Source organism: Streptomyces sp. NPDC091416 (assembly GCF_044756845.1).
Taxonomy (GTDB): Bacteria; Actinomycetota; Actinomycetes; order Streptomycetales; family Streptomycetaceae; genus Streptomyces.
This window is the reverse complement of the sequence record NZ_JBIVTU010000003.1, coordinates 623,533-646,805: the sequence shown is the minus strand read 5'-3', so window position 1 is coordinate 646,805 and position 23,273 is coordinate 623,533. Positions and strand designations below refer to the sequence as shown.

Below are 23,273 nucleotides of genomic sequence, written 5' to 3'. Positions count from 1 at the left end.
GGGCGAACGTCCGGAACCGTAGAACCCCTGAAAGGTGACGTCAACACCCTCAACCACCCCAACAAGCGGTCGTGTACAGCACTTTCGCCGCTCTTGACGCCCTTGGCCACCACGCTTAGCGTCTTTCCCCGACGCGCGCACCACTGAATCACCGGACTCAGAGACGGCGTGGAAAAGATGACTGGCATACCAGCAACCCTGCTCCTGGAAGAACGGGCCGAGCTGGCCATGAACGCCGTGGTGGGTCTGGCCGACCCCGATCTCGGCGGCATCCCCTTCTTCGGTGCCGACCTGACCGCCGAACCGGCCGAACTGCGGCACGGCGACTGGGACTACGGCTCCAGCCACGGCCGGCTCACCGACGCCTGCGTACTCGCCCGGCAGATGACCGGCGTCTCGTCGTGGGGCGACGTGGAGGCGGTGTACAGGAAGACACTGATCGCCCTGATCGGCGACGACGGGCTCACCCGGCGGCGCAGCCATCCGCGCGGCCACTGGGAGCCGAACGCGAACATGATCGACCAGCGCGCCACCCTGCTCGCGCTCACCACCCGGTACCAGGAGTGCGGCGACGAGGAGGCCGCGTCAGCGGCCGACCGGCTGGTTGCGGCACTGCACCGGATCGCGGTCAAGGAACGCGACGTCTGGTACTACCCGGCGTCCGAGTACACCGACCGCGGCTGGCCTTCCGCCAACGCGGTACAGCTCCATCTGGCCCCGGATCCGGCGTCGTTCTGCGGGCGGCTCATCATGCCGCTGCTGCGCTGGCACCGGCTGACCGGCAACGAACAGGCCTGGGAACTGTGCGGGCGGTTCGCCCGGCTGATCACCGAGCACAGCGGGGTGTTCCTGCCGGACGGCTCGTTCAACGCGGCGCTCGCCTACCGCAGCGGGCACTTCCACACCCGGCTCGGCACCCTGGACGGCCTGGCGCGGTACGCGGTGGACTCGGGCGACCACGCCCTGACCGAGTTCGTGCGCCGCTCCTTCGACTGGGCGCTCGGCCGGTGCACCGCCTTCGGGTGGACGCCGGGCGACCTGGCCGGCCAGCGCTACGAGCACGAGACCTGCTCCCTGGTGGACCTGATCGCCATCGCGGGTACCCTGGCCGGCGCGGGCCACCACCGCTACTGGGGCGTACTGGAGCGTTTCCTGCGAGGCCATCTGACCTCCGCTCAGCTCCTGGACGTCTCGTGGGTCCGCTCGGCCCCCGACCGCACGCTCGACGAGCCGGGATGGGTGACCCACCACCGGATCGGTGAGCGGCTGCGCGGCGCGTTCGCCGGATACGGCGCGCCCAACGACTACGTCAGCGACAGCGTCCTCGGCCGGGGCCACACCGCGGACGTACAGGCCTGCTGCGTCGGATCCGGCGTCCGCGGCCTGTTCACCGGCTGGTCCCTCGCCGTCACCGGCGACGAGCGGCTGGTCCGCGTCAACCTGCTGCTCAACCGCGGCAGCCGGTTCGTCCATGTGCTCAGCCACCTCCCGCACACCGGGAGGGTGGACCTCGACATCCGCGAGGACTGCCGCGAACTGCGGCTGCGCGTCCCCGCCTGGGCGGGTTACGCGCAGGTACGGGTGGTGCGCGCCACGCCCGGCGGGAGCGAGCGCACCCTGCACGGGCACGAGCCCGGCCTGTGGGCCTTCGACGGATCGCTCTCGGTCCGCGAGCCCCGCGCGGGCGAGCGAGTCACCGTCACTTTTCCCCTGCCCGAGAACGTCACCGACGAGACCGCCGCCGGACGTGTGTACCGCACGCGCTGGCGCGGCGACGACGTCATCGGCATCGACCCGGAAGGAGTCACCCGACCCATGTATCCCCACCGCACCCCCTCGCCGCAGGCCCCCCTGCGCGAGCACACGCTGCACGTTCCCGCGAAGGAGTGGTCCTGGTGAACGCCCCCGACCGAAGGACCTTCCTCGCCACGGCGGGGCTCGCCGCCGCCGGGGTGGCCGCAGGCACCGCATCCGCCGCGCAGGCGGAAGGGTCCGCCGTGCCCGGGGCGCAGCGCCGGGCCGCCCGCATTCTCGCCAGGATCCACGACCCGCGCTTCCCCGACCGGCGGGTGTCGATCGCCGACCACGGAGCCGTCGGGGACGGCGTGCACGACTGCACGGACGCCATCCGGGACGCCATCGAGACATGTGCGCGGGCGGGCGGCGGGCACGTCGTGGTGCCGCCCGGCGAATGGCTGACCGGGGCGGTCCACCTCCGGGACCGGATCGATCTCCATGTGGAGGAGGGCGCCACCCTGCGGTTCCGGCAGGAGCCGGAGGCGTATCTGCCGGCCGTCTACACGCGGTACGAGGGCGTCGAGTGCTTCAACTACTCGCCGCTGGTGTACGCCTTCGAGTGCCGCACGGTGGCGGTCACCGGGCGGGGCACCCTCGACGGGCAGGCCGACTGGACGCACTGGTGGGACTGGACCAAGGGGGTGGACGGGGGCCCTTCACCGCAGAACCCCGACATCAAGCAGTTGCTGGCGATGGGGGAGGCGGACGTCCCCGTGCCGCAACGGGTGTTCGGCGCGGGTCACCATCTGCGGCCCAACATGATCCAGTTCTACCGCTGCCAGGACGTGCTCGTCGAGGGCGTCACGGTCAGCAACTCGCCGATGTGGAACATCCACCCGGTGCTGTCCACCAACGTCACCGTGCGCGGTGTCACCGTGGACAGCCCGGTCGGGCCGAACAACGACGGTGTGGACCCCGAGTCGTGCTCGTACGTCCTCATCCAGGACTGCCTCTTCGACACCGGCGACGACTGCATCGCCTTCAAGGCCGGCAAGAACGCCGACGGCCGGCGGGTGGGTGTGCCGATGGAGCATGCCCTGGTCGAGCGCTGCGAGATGCGTGACGGGCACGGCGGCGTCACGCTGGGCAGCGAGAACTCCGGCGGCATCTCCGACATCGTCGCACGCAACTGTGTGATGGACAGCCCGCGCCTGGACCGGGCCATCCGCCTCAAGTCGAACCCGTTGCGCGGCGGTTACCTGCGCGATGTGCTGTGCCACGACATCACCGTCGGCGAGGTCGGGGACGCCGTCGTGGAGATCGCGCTGGACTACGAGCGGGTGGAGAGCGGCGACTTCTACCCGGATGTGAGGCGGATCGAGATCCACCGGGTCACCACCAGCGCGGGACCGCGCGCCTGGACCTTCATCGGCAACGACGCCAACCCGATCCACGACGTACTGCTGAGCGACTGCGCCTTCAACGGCATGACCGGCCCGAACGAGCAGCGCAACATCGAGGGGCTGGTGCTGCGCAACGTCACCATCAACGGCCAGGAGGCGTCGCCTTGACCGGCCCGCGGACGATGGATCCGGCCGGTCCTCCGGTCCGGGACCCGTGGGCCGAGGCGGACGCGGTGACCGCCAGGGTGGTGCCGCCCCGGTTCCCCGCCCGCGACTTCCCGGTGACCACGTACGGCGCGTCCGGCGACGGGCGGACCGACTGCACGCTCGCGATCAGACTCGCCGTCACCGCCTGCCACTCGGCGGGCGGCGGCCGGGTCACCGTCCCGCCCGGAGTCTTCCTCACGGGTCCCGTGCGGCTGCGCAGCCAGGTCGAGCTGCATCTGGAGGAGGGCGCCACGCTGCGCTTCGTCCAGGAGCCGGCCCGGTACCTGCCGCCCGTGCTGACCCGGTTCCAGGGCGTGGAGTGCTACGGCTACGCCCCGTTCATCCATGCCCACGACGAGCGGGACATCGCGGTCACCGGTTCCGGTGTGCTGGACGGCCAGGCCGACGAGGAGCACTGGTGGCCCTGGGCCGGGCAGGAGGAGTTCGGCTGGCGTCCGGGCATGCCGCACCAGGAGCAGGACTGGCCCGAGCTGTGGCGGCAGGCCGAGGACAACGACCCGGTCGAACAGCGCGTGTACGCCGACGGACGGTACTTCCGCCCCGACTTCATCGAGTTCCGGCGGTGTCACGGCGTGCTGATCGAGGGGGTGACGATCATCCGCTCGCCCATGTGGGAGATCCACCCTGTGCTGTGCACCAACGTCACCGTCCAGGACGTGGTGATCGACAGCATCGGCCCCAACAACGACGGCATCGACCCGGAGTCCTGCCGGGACGTGGTGATCCGGCGCTGCGACATCACGGCCGGCGACGACTGCATCGCCATCAAGTCGGGGCGCGAGGCCGACGGCCGCCGGGTCGCCACGCCGAGCGAGAACATCGTGGTCGAGGACTGCGTGCTGCGTCACCGCTACGGAGCGATCACCCTGGGCAGCGACATGACCGGGGGCATCCGCAACGTGTACGTACGGCGTTGCCGCATCGGCGGCCCGGGCCTGTACTTCGGCCTGTACATCAAGACCAACTCGGTGCGCGGCGGCTTCGCGGAGAACGTCCACCTGACGGACCTGACGGTCACCCACCTGACCAAGGAGTTCATCACCTGCGACTTCGACCGGGGCGAGGGTGACACGGGTGCCCACCCGCCCCGGGTGGAGAACGTCAGCGTCAGCCGGGCGACGGTCGGCCGGGCCCGCCGGGGCGTGCTCGCCCGGGGATACGCCCACGCGCCGATCCGGGAACTGCTCCTGGAGGACGTGAGCTTCGGGGAACTGGCGGAGGAGGACATCGTCACGCACGTGTCCGGATACATGAGGGAGAAGGTGACGGGTGGCCATGACGGCCGGTGAGGCACGCCCCGGGCGGTTCGATCACTGCCCCTGGGAGTTCTGGAGCAGGAGCGACGACGAGGAGCGGGCCGCGCAGCTCGCCCACCAGGCGGCGCTCGCCGAGCGGCTGCGCGCGGACGGCGGGACGGCCGAGTTCGGCGACCGGGTGTTCGTGTCTCCGTGGGCGGGCGTCCACACCGATTCCCTGCGCATGGGCGACCGGTCGTACGTCGGCGCGCACGCGGTCGTCACCGACGAGGTGTCGATGGGCCGCAACTGCACGCTCAACCCGTTCTCCACGGCCCGCGGCCAAGTGCTGATGGGAGACGGGGTCCGAGTGGGGGCGCACACCTCGCTGCTGGGGTTCAACCACGGCTTCGCGCCCGGCGCGCCGGTCCACAAACAGCCCCTGACCTCGAAGGGGATCGTGCTGGGCGACGACGTGTGGATCGGCTCCCACGTGGTGGTCGTGGACGGGGTGACCATCGGCGACCACTGCGTCGTCGGGGCGGGGGCGGTGGTCACCAAGGACCTGCCGGCCTGGTCGGTGGCGGCGGGCAGCCCCGCACGGCGGCTGCGGGACCGGCGGGACACCGCGCCGGCCCCGGGTTCTTCCTCCGCCCGGACGCCGGCGGGCGGTCTCGACGCACGGCTGGAGGCGTTCGCGCGGCGGGCCCGGGAGCAGGCGACCGGGGTACTGGACCGCTGCCGTACGCAGGGCGTGCCCGCCGACCGGCCGGGGGCCGCGCCGACGGTGCGCGCCGGCTGCGACGCGGTGGAGATCGCCGACCTGCTGCTGGGCGGCCCGCCGCCCGGTGAGGACCGCGACGCGCTGGTGGAGCGGTTGCGGGCGCTCCAGGACCCTGAAACGGGCCTCGTGCCGGAGATCAGCGGTCCCGCCCCGTCGCTGGACGACCACGCGGCGATGTACCACATCCTCTGTGCCGGCTACGCGCTCGGCCTGCTCGGCTCACGCTTCGCGCACCCGGTGCGGGCCGTCACCGGACTTCCGGCCGGGCGGCTGGTGGAGCGGCTGGACGCGCTGCCGTGGCGTACCGAGGCGTGGCGCAGCGGGAACTGGGTGGACGGGGTGGGGACGGCGCTGTACTTCGCCTCCCGGGACGGCTCCCCGGGCGCCTCGCCACAGACCGAGGCGCTGTTCGGCTGGCTGCTGTCGCGGGCCGACCCGCGGCACGGCCTGTGGGGCGAGCCGGATGCCAGGGAGGGCTGGCGGCAGCCGGTCAACGGCTTCTACCGGGTCTCGCGCGGGTCCTTCGCGCAGTTCGGGCTGCCGGTTCCGTATCCGGAGCGGGTGGTGGACACGGTGCTGGAGCACAGCCTCGATCCGGCGTGGTTCGGTCCGGACCGGGGCACGGCGTGCGACGTCCTGGACGTGGCCCATCCGCTGTGGCTCTGCGCCCGGCGCACCGGGCACCGGGCCGGCGAGGGCCGGGACTGGGCGCGGGGACAGCTGGAGCGGGTTCTGAGCAGGTGGCAGGACGGCGCCGGGTTCTCCTTCGCCCTGGAGCCCGGGGAGCGCAAGGACCGCCTTCCCGGACTGCAGGGCACGGAGATGTGGCTCGCGGTGACCTGGCTGCTCGCCGACCTGCTGGGGGTCGGCGAGGCGCTCGGCTACCGCCCCCGGGGCATCCACCGGCCCGAGCCGGCGCCCGGCGGCGCCGGCTGAGGCGACCGGCCGGACCGCATGCGCAGCACCTGGGACAACACCTGGGCCGTCACCCAGGAGGGGTTCCAGGTGTTGCTGCTTCCGCGGTCCTGCCAGTTCGTGGGGAAGAAGCCCTCGGCCTGCTCTCCCGGGTCGTCGAAGCCCCACTCCCCCGGCCGCGTGCAGACGCCCTGGCCGAGGGCGTTCAGGATGAGCTCGCCGAGCTCGCGGTAGACCGGCCGGTCCACGAGGTCGCCCAGCCGGGCGAGTTCGTACGCCGGGAAGAACACGTCGACGTGGTGGTTCTGGACGCTGACAGCGGGCCAGCCGGTGGTGGAGAAGCCGTGCCCGAAGGGCGTGTCCCACTGGTAGACCCAGGTCAGGAGCCAGTCGGCGGCCTCCTGGGCACGATCGGCCCACCGTTGCGCGCCGGTGAGCCGCAGCAGCTCGTAGGCACACAGGAAGTAGGCCATGCCGCCTTCCTTGTCCTCGCAGGCGGCGTCGAGCGTGGCGCGGGCGAAGGGGGTCGTGTAGTCGTCGGCGAAGCGCCGGTGGTACACCTCCACGAGCGCCTCGGCGTCCCGGAGCAGGTGCGGCTCGCCGGTGACGCGGTACGTCTTGAGCATCGCGAGGACACAGGGCAGCCCGGCCGTCCCGGCGAAGGAGGCCAGGGGCGTGCCGTCGGTGTGCCAGCCGAAGGGCGGCGGCCCGTCACCGCAGGCCGCCGCGACACCCGCGGTGAGCGTCCGCACCCATGCGTCGGGGACGTCGAGGGTGTGCCGGCGGAACAGCCGTACGATGTCGGCGAGATCGCAGAGGTTGTCGCCGAACGCCCGGGCCGATACGTACGGGCCCTGATCCCCGTCGAACCCGGTCCAGAGGCGTTCCCGGGTGGCGTAGAAGCTGAGGCGCAGTCCGGGCGTGCCGGGGACCGCGCTGCCGGCGAGATGGAACTCCACGGCCCTGCGGCAGCGTTCGACGCGCCGGGGTTCGTCGTTCTCGATGCCCAGGCGGGCGTCGCACCAGGCGAGCCGGAGGCTCTGGCCCGTCCATCCGTACATGAACCCGGCCCGGTGGCCGGGGCCGGTGAACTTGAGGTAGCCGGCGGCCTCGCCGTCGTCGTACCAGCGCCGGTCGAGGGCCTGGGTCTTGAGGCGGACCAGTGCGTCCTGGGAGAGCGGGTTCGCGCCCCGCGGCCGGTACAGGGCCAGACCGCGGTGGACGAGGGTGCGGAAGCCGTGTCCCGGCCGGCTGGTGCGGCCCCAGTCGAGGGCGTGGTGGGCGTGGTGCTCGTCGCCGGGGGCCAGGTCGCGGTAGCCGGCCGCGCACGGGGCGGTGCGGGCCTTGTGGACGTAGGCGACGTCGGGCTCTCCGTTGAGGAGCAGGGCGCCGCTCACGCCGAGCAGGGTGACGCCCCGGGGCCGGTGGACCGCGCCGAGGGAGCCCGGGCCCGGCCGGGCCGCGAACAGAGTGGCATACCGGTCCGCGCCACCACTCGCCCACTCGGCGTGTGCGCAGGGAACGGGCAGCCGGTGGTCCTCGACGACGAGTCCGCCGGTGTCCGCCGCCAGGCGCGGGACGACGCGGCCGGGGTCGGAGGAGGGGTTGCCCCGGTAGAGGACCTGGGGCAGCGTGACCGCCTCCGGGTGCACGCCGGGCAGCGGCAGGGCGATGCCCAGGACGGCGTCCCGGCAGGGGGTGCCGCCGTTCCAGCGCCAGGTGGTCCGGAGGTGCAGCAGGTCGCCCTCGAAGGCCAGGCGGAGGCGGACCTCCAGCTCGGACGGGTCCGCGAGGGTGCAGCGGATCTCCAGCCGGTTCCCTGCGGACCGGGCTTCGAAGGCTCTGACGCCGGGCCGGGCGGGGGCCCAGGGGCGGCCGGTGGAAACGACGAGGAGGTCGTCCAGCGGGATGGCGAGCCGGTCCGGACCCACCTCGTCGTCGTGGCCGAGCACCAGCCGCGACGGGCTCCTTCCGTCGTCTTCGGCGAACTCGGCGTACCTGGCTCCGCTGCTGATCCTCAGCATTCACAACTCCCTTTTCTGTAGGCACTGTTGACCGTTCGATCCGTCAGGTGAACCATTGTGGCATTCGCCTGGCATACCAGTGGCGTTCCTGGTCGGCCTCCTCGTCCTGCCGTCGGCGATTCCCCCCAGAAGGAGAGACACACGTATGACCCCGCACCCGCACCAGAGTGAACAGCAGCCACCGAGCCGCCGTAAGTTCGTCGGCGGAGCCGCCGCCGCGGTCGGCGCCGCGACGCTCACCGGAGTAGGCATCGGCGCGTCCACTCCGGCCCAGGCCCGTACCGCCACCGGGCGGGTCACCACCTCCGCGTCCGGTGCCTCCTGCACCGCCGTCCCGAACAAGTACGGCGAGCCGTTCGAGGTCTGCGACGACGAGCTGTTCGTCTTCATGGCCAACTACAAGCCGTTCGAGTACCCCGGCTTCTTCGACACGGTCGTGGGCGACGCGATGCGCGCGGCCTTCCCCGGCCTCAAGATCAAGGCCGTGGCCTGGGACCAGCCGGTCCGGTACGAGGACCTGGACAAGGCGGGCGTCGTTCCCGACATCATCCTGGAGGACCCGCGCCGGCGCATCGACCGTGACCTGGAACCGCGTGGCTGGACCCGCGACCTCACCGACGACCTGCGGGCCACCGGCATCGACCTCGGCTCCCTCAACCCGGGCGCCGTCGCCCAGATCAAGGCCCGCTCGGACGGCGGCCTCTACGGCGTTCCGGTGTTCCTGGACGAGTACATCATGTTCCACAACAAGAAGGTCTTCGACCGGAAGGGGCTGCGGACCCCGGCCAACGGCGTCACCTACGACGAGGCCTTCCGCCTCGCCAAGAAGCTGACCTTCGAGCAGGACCTGGTCGCGTACAAGGGATACCTCCAGCATCCGGACATGTACCTGGAGTTCAACCAGCTCGGTCTGTATCCGTTCGTGCCCGGGCAGGGCGGCACACCCGCGCCCGAGGACGTGAAGGTGAACATCACCTCGCAGGGCTGGCAGCGGCTCGGCGCCAACCTGGAGCGCTTCCTGCTCCACCCGCACAACATCTTCACCACGGTGGACGACTACCTGACCACCGGCAGCGTGGCGATGGCCGTGGACAACCTCCGCAAGCTTCCCGCGTACGCCGGCAGCTCGCTGTACCTGGAGGAGGACGACGCGGACGAGTGGCGCGAGCTGGCCAAGAAGATCGATCTGGGGATCACGTCCGTGCCGGTCCTCGGCAGCGGCGACAACGCCGTCTACCAGCCCAACACCATCGCCGCGTTCCTGCCGCCGCAGTCCTCCAAGAAGGCCCAGGCGCTCCAGGTCCTCAAGTGGCTGGTGTCGCAGGAGGGCCAGACCGAGCTGTCCCGCCACGCCCTGAAGCCCGCGCTGCGCTCGGGCGCCGTCGAGGCCGCCTTCGGCACCGCGATCCCCGAACTGGACAGGATCGACACCTCGGCGGTCTTCTGGGGCGACAACGCCGTCGTGCGGGACTACGAGAACACGGAGTTCTGGGACCTGCCGCTGTACATGGTGTTCCGGCAGCACGTCCTGCGGGACGGGCTGAAGGTCTCCTCGGCGCTGGAGATCACCGAGAAGACCGACATCCCCGCCTACATCAAGTCCCAGGTGGCGGCCGGTTTCGACTGGTGAGTCACCGCCTGCGGAGCCGTATCGCGAGGTACGGCTCCGCGGGCAGCTCGACCGTCACCCGGTCACCGCCGGCGTGGCCGAGCTCCCGCACCGACATGTTCCAGGTGTCCAGGACCTCCACGCTCCAGGTGCCGCCGGGCAGCGCGAAGGAACGCCTGGGGTAGCGGTGCGGCCCGAGGTACTGCAGGACGTACTCGCCGGGCGCCTCCAGGGTCGAGGCGTCGTACGTCTCGGGGGTGTGGCCGAGGCCCGCCGGGGCCGAGCCGAGCACATCCCCGAGGAAGGCGACGCGCTCCACCGCGGTGCCGCTCAGCCGGCCGCCGCCGTCGCTCCAGGCGTCCTCGCCCCACGCCTCGGCGTGCCCGCCGTAGCCGCCGCGGCACACCGCCTCCCAGAGGCGGCAGAGCAGCTCCGTTCCGGTCAGGGCGCGCTCCGGATCCTCCGGGTCGTCGCCCTCGGCGCCGCAGTCGTCCACGAGGACCGGCTTGCCGAGATCCCGCACCAGGCCCGACACGGCCCGCGTCTGCGGGTGCGCGACCGAGGCGTGCGTGATCCACGGGGCACCGAAGTCGGTCCCGGGCGGGCCGTGCACGGTCAGCGGATGGTGTCCGTGGTCGTACTCCTGCACATCCGTCTGCGCCTCGTGGACGGGGGGCGCGCACCACCAGACGTTGGACCGGCCGGCCAGCCGGGCGACGGTCCGGGGGATGTCCCGGCCCTCCAGCATCACCTCCGCCTGGAGGCCGAGCGCGCCGAGCGCGGCGACCTGATGGTCGAGGACGTCCAGCGCAAGGGCGTGGTCGAGCAGCCGCACCTTGGTGAACGGGGCGTCCTTGAGGGCCCGCAGGGTCTGCTCGTCGGCCCGCGGGACGCTGGTGGCCAACGGGTGGAAGGGGGTGCCGTCCTCGTGCCGGAAGCGGGTTCCGTGGACGCGAACGGGCCCGTGGTCCGTTCGCGCAGTCGCGGCGTGCGTGGTCATGTCACCTTCCGGATTCGCAGGGCCAGGTCCGGCCGGCGGTCCAGCGGTACGCGGACCGTGCCGCGGTGCGGCCCGCCGGGCAGCGCACTCACCGTCATGTTCCAGGTATCGATCAGGTCGAGGACCCGTGGGGCACCGTCGTCGGGCAGTTCCACGTCGTAGTGGCGGTGCAGCCGGTCACCGAAGTACCGGAACCGTGCGTCCGGCGATTCCTCCCACAGCCGGCGCTGGAACGCGAGACGTTCCGGGATCTCGCCGTGCAGTCGGCCGCCCCGGGAGATCCAGGCCCAGTCGTCCGGATCCTGCTCGGGAAAGCACTCTCCGTGCCCGACATAGGCGCCCGCGGCCATCCCGTGCCAGAACTGGCGCAGGAGCACCCGGCCGGAGAGGTTGCCCCAGCGGCGGCCGAGCACACCCTCGTAGCCGATCTCGTCGATCACCACCGGCTTGCTCACCGCATCCAGCCACTCGGGGGCCATTCGCGCGTCCCAGTGCTGGATGGACTGGTGGGTGGTCCAGGCGTGGCGGAAGTCGTAGATCTGCTCGTACTCGTACATCCGGGTGCCGTTGTGGATGGACCGCAGGTGCTGGTAGGGGTCCCGGCGCTGGACGTACTGGCCGATGCGGGTCCAGTCCTCCACGGTCTTGGCCTTGTTGAAGTCGTACTCGTTGGCGACCGACCACCAGACGTTGCGGTACGCGGCGAGGCGGGCCACGACGTACCGGACAAGAAAGAGGTCCTCCTCGGGGCTCATGTCGTCCACGCCCCAGTGCCCCTTGTCATACGGGTGCAGGATGATGACGTCGGCCTCGACGCCCAGTTCCAGCAGGTCGCGCACCCGCGCTTCGAAGTGGGCGAAGAACGCCGGGTCGAAACGGGACCTGTCCAGCTTGCCGGGCCCGGGCCGTCCCGGGCCGGTGCCGGGGAAGACCAGCCGGGGCGGTGTCATGTCGAGCGTCGGCAGCAGGCACATGCGGAGCTTGTTGAAGGGGGACGCGGCGAGGGTGCGCAGCGTCTCCTCCTCCGCCCTGGGGTCCTCGTCGTGGGTCCAGTGGTAGCAGGTGGTGCCGAACGGCAGGTACCGGGTGCCGTCGGCGTACCTGAAGGTCCTCGGGCCCGCGATCCGGACCGGGCCGTGGTTGTCCGGGCCGGCCGGGGTGCAGGTGAAGCCGCCCGTGGTGCCGTCGAGGGCCGGGACATGGGAGCGCGTGGTGTACGTCCAGGCGCCTTCCCGGTCCGGCATGAACCGGACGCGGTAGACGCCGCCGCCGTCGTAGAACCCGTCGACCGGCACCACCCGGTGGCCGTGGCGGAACTGCGCGCCGAACTCGACGTCGCGGTAGGGGTTCCCGTCGGCCGGGCCGTCGAGCGTCAGCTCGAAGGTGCCCCAGCGCTCCACCGTGGTGCCGGTGGTCATGAGTGTCCTTCCCTGATCCAGTCCTCGGAGACGGTGATGTGTTTGATCGTCCGGCGGAGGTAGGAGTAGGCGATGTGGAGCAGGCCGTCGCGGCGGCTCTGGATGACGCAGGGGTAGGAGTAGCCGAACTCGCCGGCCTCCCAGTACTCGTCGTCGGCGCGCTGGAGGTCCCGGCGCACCGGCCAGGTGCGGCCGTCGTCGTCGGAGAGGGCGACCGTGAGCGGGGTGCGCAGTGCCTTCCTGCGGCGGCCCTCGCCCTCGCCGACCCAGCGGAACTCGCCGCGTTCCAGGCTCGCGTGGTTGTAGACCAGCGCCAGGGCACCGCTGTCGAGCCGGGTGACCTGGACGCCGGAGTTGTTGTTGGGCAGTTCGGTCGGCACCGCCCCGCTCCAGGTGCGTCCGGCGTCGGTGGAGACGGTGGCGTGGATGCGGTCGGCGGCGCGGCTGCGCAGCAGGCCGAGCAGCGTACCGTCGACCCGCCGCACGACGCTCATCTGGACCAGGTGGTCGGACCCCCCGACGTCGTGCTCCTTCCAGGAGGCACCCTCGTCCTCGCTGATCAGCACGGTGCTGTGCTCTCCCTCGGCACGACAGCGGTAGGCGGGCAGGAGCAGGCTTCCGTCACCGGGGTCGAGCGGTGGATTGCGGACGAAGACGCCCGGCCCGTCATGGGCGATGTGCGCGGGGTCCCAGGTGCGGCCGCCGTCGTGCGAGGTGCGGGCGACCAGGTGCGCGGTCTTCTGGTCGTGCGGCTCGTTGGACGGGTGGAACAGCCACACGGTGCCGTCCGGCCGCTGGTCGAGCACCGGGTTCTGCTCGGAGCGGTGCGGGTCGGCGGACAGGGCCACGGCCCCGGCCCAGCGGTCTCCGCCGAGCGGCAGCCGGGACAGCACGACGTTGGTGTCGCGGTCGCCCTCGTCGGGTCCGTTGAACCAGGCGCACAGCAGGTCGCCGTCGTCGAGTTCGAGGAGGCTCGCGGAGTGGCTGTCGCCCGGGTGCGGAGCGGGGAGCAGCGCTTCCCGCACCCCGGGATCATCCGGCCGGGGCCGCAGCACACCGTCGAATCTCGGGTCGTGCACCGGCCCGCTCTGCTGTTCGGTACCCGTCATGCTCCGACTCCCTTCAGTTCGAGCTCTCCGGCGAAATGGCAGGCCGATGTCCTGCCGGGGGCGACCTCCCGCAAGGCCGGCACCTCCGTTCGGCAGCGGTCGCGCGCGTAGAAGCAGCGCGGATGGAACGGGCAGCCCTTCGGGACGTTCGAGGCGTCGGCCACCTCACCGCGCAGCACCACGCGCTCCCGGCGGCGCGCCGCAGGGTCGGGTTCGGGCACCGCGGACAGCAGGGCCTCGGTATAGGGGTGCAGCGGCTGCCCGTACAGCTCGTCGGTAGCCCCCGTCTCCACGACCTTGCCCACGTACATCACCGCGATCTCGTCGGCCATGTACTCCACGACGCCCAGGTCGTGGGAGATGAACAGATACGTCAGGTCGGACTCGTCCTGGAGGTCCTTCAGCAGGTTGAGGATCTGCGCCCGCACCGACACGTCGAGCGCGCTGACGGCCTCGTCCGCCACGACCATGCGGGGGGCGAGCGCGAGGGCGCGGGCGATCCCGACGCGCTGGCGCTGGCCGCCGCTGAAGGCGTTGGGGTAGCGCCGCAGGTACTCGGGGCGCAGCCCGACGCGGCGCAGGAGCCCGGCGACCCGCTCCTCGGTCTCGGCCGCGCCGAGACCGAGGTTGACGCGCAGGGGTTCGCCGATGATCTGGAGCAGCGTCATGCGGGGGTTGAGCGAGGCGAACGGGTCCTGGAAGACCAGCCGGATCTCGCTGCGGTAGGGCTTGAGGGCGCGTTCGTCGAGCTTGGCCAGGTCGATCACGGTGCCGTCGGTGCGACGGTAGGAGATCTCGCCCGAGGTGGGTTCGAAGACCCGCATCAGGCAGCGGCCCAGGGTGCTCTTGCCGCAGCCCGACTCCCCCACCAGGGCCACCGTGCGGCCTGCGGGGACGGTCAGGTCCACTCCGTCCACCGCGCGTACCCGGCCGACGGCGCGGCCCAGCAGTCCTCGCCGGATGGGGAAGTGTTTGGTGAGGCCGTGTGTCCGCAGCAGCGGGGCGGTCCCGGTGGCCGTTGCCGGGGCCGTGACTTCGGAGGGCGGTGCCGTCATGGGGTGGTCTCCTCGTGCTCCTCGTGCTCCTCGTACAGCAGGCAGCTCACCGCGCCCGGACGGCTCCGGTCCCGCTGCGGCTGCGGGACCGTCACGTCGCAACGGCCGGCCATGAACTCGTCGCAGCGCGGGTGGAAGGGGCATCCGGGCGGCCGCCGATAGGAATGGGGCACCATGCCCCGTACCGGCCGGAGCCGTTCACGCGATCCGGACCCGAGCCTGGGCACCGAGCGCAGCAACGCTCTGGTGTACGGATGGCGCGGCGCCCGGAACACGTCCTCGACGCGTCCCTCCTCGACGACGGTGCCCAGATACATCACGGCGACCCGGTCGGCCATCTGGGCGGCGACCCCGAGGTCGTGGGTGATCAGCATGACCGCCATCGCGGTCTCCTCCTGGAGGCCGCGCAGCAGGTCGAGGATCTGGGCCTGGGTGGTGACGTCGAGCGCGGTCGTCGGCTCGTCGGCGATGAGCAGCTGCGGACCGCAGGAGAGCGCCATGGCGATCATGACGCGCTGCAGCATGCCGCCGCTCATCTGGAACGGGTACTCGTCGACGCGCCGTTCGGGTGCGGGGATGCCGACGCGGCCGAGGAGTTCGACGGCGCGGGCACGGGCCTCGGCCTTGGTGACACGCTCGTGGAGCCGGATCGCCTCGCCGATCTGGTTGCCGATCGTGTGCATGGGGCTCATCGAGGACATCGGTTCCTGGAAGACCATGGCGACCCGCTTGCCCCGCACCTCCCGGACGGTCTCGGGGGCGGCGCTCACCATGTCCGCCGCGCCGTCGTCGGTGCGCACCCGGATCTGTCCGCCGGTGATCCTTCCGGGCCGGTCCACGAGGCGCAGCACGGAACGCGCCATGACGCTCTTGCCGCAGCCCGACTCCCCCACCACGGCGAGGACTTCGCCCCGGGCGATGGTGAGGTCGACGCCGCTGACGGCCTGCACGACGCCGTCATCGAGTTCGAACTGCGTGTGCAGAGACTCGATTTCGAGAATGTTCTGTCGCGGTGGCGTCTGCTGACGCTCCCGCGACGCCTCTGTCGTCGGCATCGCACCTCCTTACTGTTTGTACGGGTCCGCGGAGTCCCGCAGCCCGTCACCGACGAAGTTCATGGCGAGCACGGTCACGAAGACCGCGGCGCCGGGTATCAGCAGCCATGGCGCCGTCTCCAGCGTCCGCACGTTCTGGGCCTCCTGGAGCAGGACGCCCCAGCTCACCGCGGGCGACTGCAGGCCCAGGCCGAGGAAGCTCATGGCGGTCTCGCCGAGGATCATCGCCGGGACGGCCATGGTGAGCGAGGCGATGACGTGGCTGGACATCGAAGGGACCATGTGCCGGAAGATGATCCGGATGCGGCCGCAGCCGTCCAGCCGCGCGGCTGTCACGAAGTCCTCCTCGCGCAGTGAGAGGAACCGTCCGCGCACGACGCGGGCGAGTCCGGTCCAGCCGAGGACGGACAGAATGGTGGTGATGGCGAAGTACCGCATCATGGGCCCCCAGTCGGCCGGCACGGCGGCGGAGAGCGAGAGCCACAGGGGCAGGGTGGGGATCGCCATCAGGAACTCGATGACGCGCTGGATGAGTGTGTCGGGGGCGCCGCCGTAGTAGCCGGAGATGCCGCCGAACAGCAGGCCGAGCAGGAAACTCACCGCGACCCCGATGAGGCCGATGGAGAGCGAGACCCGCGATCCCTGGATGATCAGGGACAGCAGGTCGCGTCCCTGCCGGTCGCTGCCGAGCAGGAAGACCTTGTCCTTGGCGTGGGCCGCGCCGAAGAGATGGCGGTCCCAGGGGATGAGCCCCCACATCTCGTAGGAGTCCCCGCGCGGGAGGAACCTCAGGGGGACGCGCAGATCGGGGTCGAGGGTGTGGATCTGCTCGAAGGTCTCGGGGTCCCGCTCGGTGCGGTAGCCGTTGACGTACATCTGCAGACCGTCCGACCAGCTCAGGTCGACCTTGACCATCTGGGGCGGGGCGTAGGTGAGGGTGGAGTCACTGGTGCTGGTCGAGGCGGGCGCGAGGAACTCGGCGAAGACGACGACGACGTACGCGAGGAGCACGACCACCGCGCCCGCCACGGCCAGCTTGTGCTTGCGGAACTTGCGCCACACCAGCCGCCAGGGAGAGCTCCTGGCGGCCGCGGCATCGAATTCGAGCTCCGGGTCCGCCTGGGCCGGCGGTGCGGCCGGCTTGTGGTTCCTGGTCAGCACGGCGGCTCACCCTCCCTCGTAGCGGTGCCGGATTCTGGGGTCCCACCAGGCGAGGGCGAGGTCGCTGATCAGGGTCCCGATGACGGTGAGGGTGGACAGGATCAGGATGAAGCTGCCCACGAGGTACATGTCCTGGTTCTCCACACCGCTCAGCAGGAGCGGTCCGGTGGTGGGCAGGCTCATGACGATGGAGATGATGGTCTCGCCGCTGATGAGGCCCGGCAGCAGCCATCCGACGGTGGAGAAGAACGGGCTCATCGACATCCGGACCGGATACTTCAGCAGCAGCTTCCATTCGGGCATCCCGCGGGCGCGCGCCGCGACGACGTACGGTTTGTACAGCTCGTCCAGGAGGTTGGCGCGCGTGATGCGGATCAGGCCGGCCGTTCCGGACAGTCCGATGATGACGATGGGGAGCCACAGGTGGGCTCCCAGGTCGAGCACCTTGCCGAGGTTCCAGGCGGCGTCCTGGTACTCGGGGGAGAACAGGCCGCCGGGGCTGGTCCCGAAGAACCGCATGCCGGCCCACATGAAGACCAGGGCGAGCAGGAACTCGGGCACGGCCATGCCGAAGAACCCGAAGAAGGTGGCGAGGTAGTCGCCGGCCGAGTACTGGCGCACCGCGGAGAAGATCCCGATCGGGAAGGCGATGGCCCAGACGAACAGCAGGGTGGACACGGAGAGGAAGAACGAGAGTCCGACGCGGTCCCAGATGAGGTCGGAGACCGGGCGGCTGTTCCAGGCGAACGCCTGCCCGAAGTCCCCGTGGAAGACGATGTTGGAGATCCATTTCCAGTACTGGGCGAGAAAGGACTGGTCCAGGCCGTAGCGGGAGCGCAGGGCGGTCAGCTGCGAATCGCTCATCATCTCGCCGCGGCTCTCCGCCTCGGCCTGGAGGGTCGAGACGTAGTCGCCGGGGGGCAGGCTGATGATGAAGAACGAGGCCAGGGAGACCGCCCACAGGGTGACGACCATCCACATGACACGGCGGGAGAGGAACGAGAGCATGGGTGTCCCCCGTCCGGGTCAGGCCTTGCCGGAGAAGAAGTAGGTCGAGGGATTGCTCGGCCCGGGGGCCTGGTGCGCCACCGCCCCGCTGAAGTCCTCGGGCACGTTGAACATGTTGTTGCGGACGATGCCGTACTCCGAGGGCGGGGTGGAGATCCCGATGTAGTAGAACTCCTCCTGGGTGATGGCCAGGATCTTCCTGGCCAGGCCCAGTGCCTGGCCGGCGTCGAAGGTGCCCCGCAGCTTGTCGTTGAGTTCGAGCTGCTCGCGTACGCGGGCCGGCGGCTCCTCGCCCGACTTGCCCTCGCTGGTGTACCACTCGGCCCACTTGCCGCCGAAGCGGGAGGAGCCGCGGGGGTTGGTCGGCAGGTAGTAGTGGTTGCCGCCGGCGCCGGTGCGGAGGTCGAACGAGCCGCCCTGCCAGGTCGCGGCCTCGGATTTGCCGGCCTCGACACGCTCCCAGTACAGGGTCTCCGCGAGCCGCTGGATGTTGGCCTTGACGCCGACCTTCGCCCAGTCGCCGCGGATCAGGTCGCAGGCGTCGACCTGGTCCGGCTGGTCGGAGACGACCAGCACGGTGAAGGCGACCGCGTCGCCGTCCTTCGTGAGGCGGATTCCGTCGCCGTTGCGGCGGGTGAAGCCGGCCCTGTCGAGGTACTCGCCGGCACGTTCGACGCTGTACTCGGTGTACTGGCTTCCGAGTTGCTCGTTGTAGAGCTCGTCGCCCTCCGCGGGACCGCACTGCCAGGGGATGCCCTGGCCGCCGTATATGGTGTCGATGATCTTCTTCCGGTCGATGGCGTACGACAGGCCGATCCGGAAGTCCTTGTTGGCGAAGAGCTTGCGCTTCTCGGGGTCGGAGTGGGTCTGGTTGAACCCGATGATCATCGTGTTGGCGAGGGCCGACTTCACCTCGATCAGACGGTAGGCGCCCTTCTTCCGGTTGCGGGAGATCACCGGCTTGTTGCGGATCGTCCCGAAGTGGGTGAGCTGCATGTCGAGGTCGCCGTTGGTGACCTTGAGCACCTCGACCTCGACGTCCTGGATGTTCTCCACGACGACCTTGTCGATGTACGGGAGCTGGCTCCCGTCCGGGTCGACCTTCCAGTAGTACGGGTTGCGCTCGGCAACCAGGCTGCTGCCCTTGCCCAGCTCGTTCTTCGACAGCCAGGCGTTGAGGGAGGGAAGTTGAGGGTTGGCCCAGCAGTCGGCGCGCAGCGGCAGGTAGTCGGCCCAACTGCTCAGGCCGGCCTTCTTCGCAAGCGCGTCGGCGCTCTTGCCGTACTTGGGGTGGAACTGCTTGATGTAGTGCGCCGGCAGCAGCATGACGATGCCCGAGGTACCCGCCATCTCCTCCAGGAAGCCGGGCTTGGGCTCCTCGTACACATAACGGACCGTGTGGTCGTCGACCACTTCGAAGGTCGCGTTCTTCCCGGACTTCGACATCCACAGGTCGTACACGCCGCCCGGGTGGAGGTCGGGGTCGACGTTGTAGTCGTGAAAGGCGAAGGCGAAGTCGTCCGTGGTCACCGGCCGGCCGTCGGACCACTTCAGGCCCTTGCGCAGGGTGAAGACGAACTCCGCGCCGCCCTGCTTGACCTCGTACTTCTCGCAGACGTTCGGCAGGAGTTCCGTCTTCGTCATGCCCTGCCAGGCGGGGCCCCAGGCGACGAGCGGCTCATATCCCATGCTGTAGTGCAGCCACATCACGTCTTCCTGCGTGATCATGGCCGAGTGCCAGGTGCCGCCGTAGGCGCCGGTCTTCTCCAACGGCCTCACCTTCAGCGGTGAGGCCGGAAGCCGGTCGGCGACCTTGGGCAGCTTCCCCGCGTCGGCGAGCTTCTTCAGGGCGGGCGCCTCCTTTCCCTTGGCGCCGGTCGCCGCTCCCGCGCCCTCGGGCTCGGTGTCGAAGAACCCGCAGCCGGACAGCGAGGCGGCCACCACCAGGCCGCCGCCCGCCCGCAGGAGCGAACGCCGGTCGAGCATGCCGCGCCGGTCGGAAGATGGCGTGCGGTAGGTCATCAGGTCCACGCTCCTTTGCGTGTACGTGCCGCCTCTTCCAGCTCGCGGACCCTGGGGACGACGGTCGCGGCCAGCCGGCCCCGCTCCTCGTCGTCCAGGCGTGCCAGCGGCTCGGCGGCGTGGGCTTCGTCGATACGGCCCAGGGCCGCCAGGACGAACTTGAAGGTTGCGACGAGTGCGGCGAGCGTCGGTTCGCGGCGGGCCTCGCGCATGAGATCCAGCAGGTCCTCCAGCTCTTCCTGGAGGCTCCGGGCGTGTTCCCAGTCCCCGGCACGGGCGGACTCGTAGAGCTCGACCAGGAGGACGGGAGTGACATTGGCGAGCGAGGTGGTGGCGCCCGCCACCCCCGCGTAGAGCGAGACGTCGGTCAGGCTGCTTCCGCCGGCGAAGCAGCGCACCTCCACCCCCTGGCGTGCGCCGCGGCGCAGCAGCTGCCGCAGCCAGCTCATGTCGCCCGCGCTGTCCTTGATGCCGCAGAGCACTCCCTCACGGGTGAGTTCGACGACGCAGTCGACGGTCAGGGCGGACGGGGTGAGCTGGGGCATGTGGTAGGCGAGGACGGGGGTGCCCACCGCCTCGGCGACGGCGCGGTAGTGGTCGCGGAGCTCCTGCTTGCCGTAGCCGGCGAAGTAGGGGGCGATGACGGCGATCTCGTCAGCCCCGGCGGCCACGGCGGCTCGGGCATGACGCACCGTCACAGCGGTTGCCGCGTCGCCCACATGGGCGATGACTGGTACCCGGCCGCCCGCCGCCTCGGCGGCGACGGCCACCGCGAGCGCCCGCTCCTCGTGGTCCAGGGCGTGGAACTCGCCCGTGGTTCCGTTGATCCACAGTCCGTGTACGCCGGCCTCGATCAGTCCGGTCAGGTGGCGTTCCAGCGACTTCCGCGCGAGGCACCCGTTCTCGTCCATGGGCAGAACGGTGGGCGCGATGATCCCGTGGAGTTCATGCGTCGACATCGGTTCCTCGCGGTATGTCGGTGGAATGCCACGAGTCTCTTGAGTGCGACATCGGTCGTCAACCCTTTCGACAAAGGCAATAGTCCGTGCACGTGATGTTCCATCAGCAGTGGTCCACCTGCGGCATACCAGGTGTCTTCACAGACGTTCGGACGTCTCTCCGCGGCCCGGAAAGCCGGGCGCGGGGTCAGTGGTTTATCTTCACCTGGCTGAACTTGGCGGTCGTGTAGTGGGCGACACCGTTGGCCTCCTTGTTGCCGTCCACGAACATGCCCACATAGACCTTGTCGCCCATGGGGATGCGTTCGTAGCCGATGCGGGTCCACTGGAGCGAGTCGGGTGAGATCTCCGAGGTGAACTCGTCGCCGCGCAGGGTAATGCGCAGCCAGTACGGCTTCGCGCTGAGCACCTCGTCCTCCTCGTAGGGCCAGGTGCCGACGCTCATCTCGGTGCCGTGGGAGTGGATGCGCTTGACGACTCCCTTGTGGCCGCCGTCGCCGAGGTGGACGCCGATGAGGTTGAACGGTGAGTCCGGCGTCAGGTTCTCCCGGATCATGATGCCGCCGAGCACCTCCTGGTAGACGTCGCTGACCGAGTCGAGGCGGGCGATCAGCTCCACCACCTCGTCGCCGGGGGCGTCGACCTGCTGGTAAACGAAGTGACAGGAGTCCGCGCGGCCGCGGAGCTTGCCCGAGCCGCGCAGCGTGAACGAGCTGCCGGCCAGGGCCGATCCGCCCTGAATGGGCACCGCGCCGATGTCGACGGCCGTCCAGTTCCCGAGCGGTCCGACCCGGTCGACGTGGACGGGCACCATGCTGGAGGTGGTGGACGTGCCGGTGGAGTCGGTGGCACGCGCGGTGAGGTGGTGGGTGCCCTCGGGGGCGTTCTTCCAGACTGCCTCGAAGGGTGCCGAGGTCGCCTCGCCGACCTGCTTGTCGTCGGCGAAGAAGACCACGGAGGCGATGACCGCACCGTCCTGGGCCTCCGCCTCCGCGCGGAAGGTGATGTCGTGGACCCCGGTGTCCGAGGTGTGCACCGCGTCGGTCTGCGGGGCGGTCAGTCTCACCACCGGGTTGGCGGCCCCGGTACGGGTGAGGGAGTTCAGGTACAGCTCCAGGTTGCTGTAGCCGGTGGCCGGGTCGATCGCGCTGCCGTCGGCGGCGTCCTTGCCCTTCAGGCCGTGCTGCTTCTCCCAGGCGTCGGGGATGCCGTCCTTGTCGGAGTCCTTCGGCGCCTCGGCGGTGGCGAGCGGAGCAACGCCGCCGACCTCCTTCTGCGAATTGATCATGCGGCCGGTCCCGTTGCGCACATCGGCCACGAGGCGGGCGTCGGTCGCGTCGCGGCGCGGCAGCAGGGCTCCGACGTTGTCGAGCACCGCCTTGTAGGCCGCCTTGGCGGTCTGCGACTCGATCGGGTCCAGGACCTCGAACGGCTCCTCGCGCAACGTCACGCCACCGAGCGGGAACTTGACGCCCCGGCCGTTGTCACCGGTGACCTCCGCCTGCCCCTCCACGACATTGCCTTCGACGTGCCAGCTCCCGCCGCGGTCGGGCGAGACGATGACCGGCGCGATCTCGGCCAGGGTGTTGGGGCCCGGCTTGTAGTAGTTGCCGACGATGTTGACCCCGTCGGCCCACTCGCCGCCGTAGCAGGAGGTGTAGCCGTGGTTGTAGATGACGTTGTTGCGGTGGTCGGTGTGCATGGGGACGTCCTCGACGAAGCTGAACCGCGGGTTGCGGCCGCCCTGGTGGATCAGCAGGTTGTGGTGGTAGGTGACGTTGTCGCCGCCCCACAGCCCGCCGTAGCCGTGCCGGCCCTTCGGATGGACGGAGACCGAAAGACCTTCCGCGACGATGCACCACTGGAGTGTGAGGTTCTCGTTGCCGTAGACGGAGCAGCACTCGTCCACCGCCCAGCTGAAGGAGCAGTGGTCGATCATGACGTTGCGGCAGCCCTCCATCCCGAAGGTGTCGATCGCGGTGCCGAGCATGTCCGTACCGCGGAAGCGCAGGTGCCGGATGATGATGTTCTCGACCCCGTTGGCCTTGGTCTCGTTGCCGACCACGCAGATGCCGTCACCGGGGGCCGTCTGGCCCGCGATGGTGAGGTTGGACCCGGTGATGTCGAGTCCGCCCTTGAGCTCGATGTTTCCGGACACCCGGAAGACGACGGTTCGGTCGCTGCCGGACACGGCGTCGCGCAGCGAGCCGGGCCCGGAATCGGCGAGGGTGGTGACCTCGTAGACCGAGCCGCCGCGGCCCCCGGTGGCGTACCGGCCACCGCCCTCCGCCCCGGGGAAGGCGAGTACATCGCCGGCCGCCTCGGCCGCCGCGTCGAGCTTCTCCGACGCCTGGGCCGTCGGCACTCGGAGTGCCGCGGTGCCCAGGAGCGCGCCGGCTCCGACGACGAAGGCGCGGCGGGCCATCGCATCGCCCTTCTCCTTGCCCGTGGCTGCGGTTGCGTTCAGTGGGGTCATGACGTTGCTCTCCTCGGTGGGTGGAAGGTGGTCCGGCGCACCGGGCGTGCGGCCCGGTACACCGTCGGGGCGGGC

General features: G+C 70.5%; 16 protein-coding genes. 5 read left to right on the top strand and 11 right to left on the bottom strand.

The features are described 5' to 3' along the window. Window positions 1-177: 177 nt before the first annotated feature. The 4 genes from ACIQMX_RS13390 to ACIQMX_RS13375 are packed head-to-tail and all read left to right on the top strand — an operon-like array spanning window position 178 to window position 6,323. Window positions 178-1,899 (top strand): hypothetical protein, encoded by a 1,722-nt coding sequence (locus tag ACIQMX_RS13390; RefSeq protein WP_402477419.1) that lies wholly within the window; start codon window positions 178-180, stop codon window positions 1,897-1,899. After that, window positions 1,896-3,308 carry a glycoside hydrolase family 28 protein gene (locus ACIQMX_RS13385; protein WP_363072520.1) on the top strand — a complete coding sequence of 471 codons (1,413 nt, stop codon included), beginning with the start codon at window positions 1,896-1,898 and terminating at the stop codon, window positions 3,306-3,308. Before ACIQMX_RS13390 ends, ACIQMX_RS13385 begins: the two co-directional genes overlap by 4 nt. Next, a complete protein-coding gene (locus tag ACIQMX_RS13380) occupies window positions 3,305-4,657 on the top strand; it encodes a glycoside hydrolase family 28 protein (protein ID WP_402477415.1) in 1,353 nt (450 codons plus the stop codon). Before ACIQMX_RS13385 ends, ACIQMX_RS13380 begins: the two co-directional genes overlap by 4 nt. After that, window positions 4,644-6,323: a DapH/DapD/GlmU-related protein gene (locus ACIQMX_RS13375; RefSeq protein WP_402477412.1), complete on the top strand. Its 1,680-nt coding sequence runs from the start codon at window positions 4,644-4,646 to the stop codon at window positions 6,321-6,323. The genes ACIQMX_RS13380 and ACIQMX_RS13375 overlap by 14 nt, the downstream gene beginning before the upstream one ends. Here ACIQMX_RS13375 and ACIQMX_RS13370 read toward each other — a convergent pair. Further along, a complete protein-coding gene (locus ACIQMX_RS13370) occupies window positions 6,269-8,326 on the bottom strand; it encodes a hypothetical protein (protein WP_402477409.1) in 2,058 nt (685 codons plus the stop codon). The genes ACIQMX_RS13375 and ACIQMX_RS13370 overlap by 55 nt on opposite strands. A gap of 145 nt (window positions 8,327-8,471) precedes the next feature. Here ACIQMX_RS13370 and ACIQMX_RS13365 point away from each other — a divergent pair, with 145 nt between their 5' ends. Beyond that, window positions 8,472-9,956, top strand: coding sequence for an extracellular solute-binding protein (locus ACIQMX_RS13365; RefSeq protein WP_363072513.1), 1,485 nt, complete (start codon window positions 8,472-8,474; stop codon window positions 9,954-9,956). A gap of 1 nt (window position 9,957) precedes the next feature. On the opposite strand, the gene ACIQMX_RS13360 is transcribed toward ACIQMX_RS13365, so the two are convergent. From ACIQMX_RS13360 to ACIQMX_RS13315, 10 genes are all read right to left on the bottom strand, one after another. Continuing rightward, on the bottom strand, window positions 9,958-10,935 hold the full coding sequence (locus ACIQMX_RS13360) for a DUF5605 domain-containing protein (RefSeq protein WP_402477405.1): 978 nt from the start codon (window positions 10,933-10,935) through the stop codon (window positions 9,958-9,960). Further along, window positions 10,932-12,353, bottom strand: coding sequence for a DUF5060 domain-containing protein (locus ACIQMX_RS13355; protein ID WP_402477402.1), 1,422 nt, complete (start codon window positions 12,351-12,353; stop codon window positions 10,932-10,934). The genes ACIQMX_RS13360 and ACIQMX_RS13355 overlap by 4 nt, the downstream gene beginning before the upstream one ends. Beyond that, complete coding sequence (locus ACIQMX_RS13350; protein WP_402477399.1) at window positions 12,350-13,462, bottom strand: exo-alpha-sialidase; 1,113 nt, start codon at window positions 13,460-13,462, stop codon at window positions 12,350-12,352. The genes ACIQMX_RS13355 and ACIQMX_RS13350 overlap by 4 nt, the downstream gene beginning before the upstream one ends. After that, complete coding sequence (locus ACIQMX_RS13345; RefSeq protein WP_402477396.1) at window positions 13,459-14,517, bottom strand: ABC transporter ATP-binding protein; 1,059 nt, start codon at window positions 14,515-14,517, stop codon at window positions 13,459-13,461. The genes ACIQMX_RS13350 and ACIQMX_RS13345 overlap by 4 nt, the downstream gene beginning before the upstream one ends. After that, complete coding sequence (locus tag ACIQMX_RS13340) at window positions 14,514-15,572, bottom strand: ABC transporter ATP-binding protein (protein WP_402477393.1); 1,059 nt, start codon at window positions 15,570-15,572, stop codon at window positions 14,514-14,516. Before ACIQMX_RS13340 ends, ACIQMX_RS13345 begins: the two co-directional genes overlap by 4 nt. 9 nt (window positions 15,573-15,581) lie before the next feature. Beyond that, window positions 15,582-16,733, bottom strand: a complete 1,152-nt coding sequence (locus ACIQMX_RS13335; protein WP_402477390.1) for an ABC transporter permease — start codon at window positions 16,731-16,733, stop codon at window positions 15,582-15,584. Between the two features lie 6 nt (window positions 16,734-16,739). Beyond that, complete coding sequence (locus tag ACIQMX_RS13330; RefSeq protein WP_363072499.1) at window positions 16,740-17,741, bottom strand: ABC transporter permease; 1,002 nt, start codon at window positions 17,739-17,741, stop codon at window positions 16,740-16,742. 18 nt (window positions 17,742-17,759) lie between these two features. Then, window positions 17,760-19,763, bottom strand: coding sequence for an ABC transporter substrate-binding protein (locus ACIQMX_RS13325; RefSeq protein ID WP_402477387.1), 2,004 nt, complete (start codon window positions 19,761-19,763; stop codon window positions 17,760-17,762). Further along, complete coding sequence (locus ACIQMX_RS13320; protein WP_363072495.1) at window positions 19,763-20,722, bottom strand: dihydrodipicolinate synthase family protein; 960 nt, start codon at window positions 20,720-20,722, stop codon at window positions 19,763-19,765. Before ACIQMX_RS13320 ends, ACIQMX_RS13325 begins: the two co-directional genes overlap by 1 nt. Window positions 20,723-20,909: 187 nt before the next feature. After that, window positions 20,910-23,198 (bottom strand): Ig-like domain-containing protein, encoded by a 2,289-nt coding sequence (locus ACIQMX_RS13315; protein ID WP_402477383.1) that lies wholly within the window; start codon window positions 23,196-23,198, stop codon window positions 20,910-20,912. Window positions 23,199-23,273 lie beyond the last annotated feature (75 nt).

What these genes read in the sequence shown, in the direction of transcription:
- ACIQMX_RS13390 (WP_402477419.1), top strand. Translation starts at nt 178, where the DNA reads ATGACTGGCATACCAGCAACCCTGCTCCTGGAAGAACGGGCCGAGCTG.
- ACIQMX_RS13375 (WP_402477412.1), top strand. Translation starts at nt 4,644, where the DNA reads ATGACGGCCGGTGAGGCACGCCCCGGGCGGTTCGATCACTGCCCCTGG.
- ACIQMX_RS13370 (WP_402477409.1), bottom strand. Translation starts at nt 8,326, where the DNA reads ATGCTGAGGATCAGCAGCGGAGCCAGGTACGCCGAGTTCGCCGAAGAC.
- ACIQMX_RS13365 (WP_363072513.1), top strand. Translation starts at nt 8,472, where the DNA reads ATGACCCCGCACCCGCACCAGAGTGAACAGCAGCCACCGAGCCGCCGT.
- ACIQMX_RS13360 (WP_402477405.1), bottom strand. Translation starts at nt 10,935, where the DNA reads ATGACCACGCACGCCGCGACTGCGCGAACGGACCACGGGCCCGTTCGC.
- ACIQMX_RS13355 (WP_402477402.1), bottom strand. Translation starts at nt 12,353, where the DNA reads ATGACCACCGGCACCACGGTGGAGCGCTGGGGCACCTTCGAGCTGACG.
- ACIQMX_RS13350 (WP_402477399.1), bottom strand. Translation starts at nt 13,462, where the DNA reads ATGACGGGTACCGAACAGCAGAGCGGGCCGGTGCACGACCCGAGATTC.
- ACIQMX_RS13345 (WP_402477396.1), bottom strand. Translation starts at nt 14,517, where the DNA reads ATGACGGCACCGCCCTCCGAAGTCACGGCCCCGGCAACGGCCACCGGG.
- ACIQMX_RS13340 (WP_402477393.1), bottom strand. Translation starts at nt 15,572, where the DNA reads ATGCCGACGACAGAGGCGTCGCGGGAGCGTCAGCAGACGCCACCGCGA.
- ACIQMX_RS13330 (WP_363072499.1), bottom strand. Translation starts at nt 17,741, where the DNA reads ATGCTCTCGTTCCTCTCCCGCCGTGTCATGTGGATGGTCGTCACCCTG.
- ACIQMX_RS13325 (WP_402477387.1), bottom strand. Translation starts at nt 19,763, where the DNA reads ATGACCTACCGCACGCCATCTTCCGACCGGCGCGGCATGCTCGACCGG.
- ACIQMX_RS13320 (WP_363072495.1), bottom strand. Translation starts at nt 20,722, where the DNA reads ATGTCGACGCATGAACTCCACGGGATCATCGCGCCCACCGTTCTGCCC.
- ACIQMX_RS13315 (WP_402477383.1), bottom strand. Translation starts at nt 23,198, where the DNA reads ATGACCCCACTGAACGCAACCGCAGCCACGGGCAAGGAGAAGGGCGAT.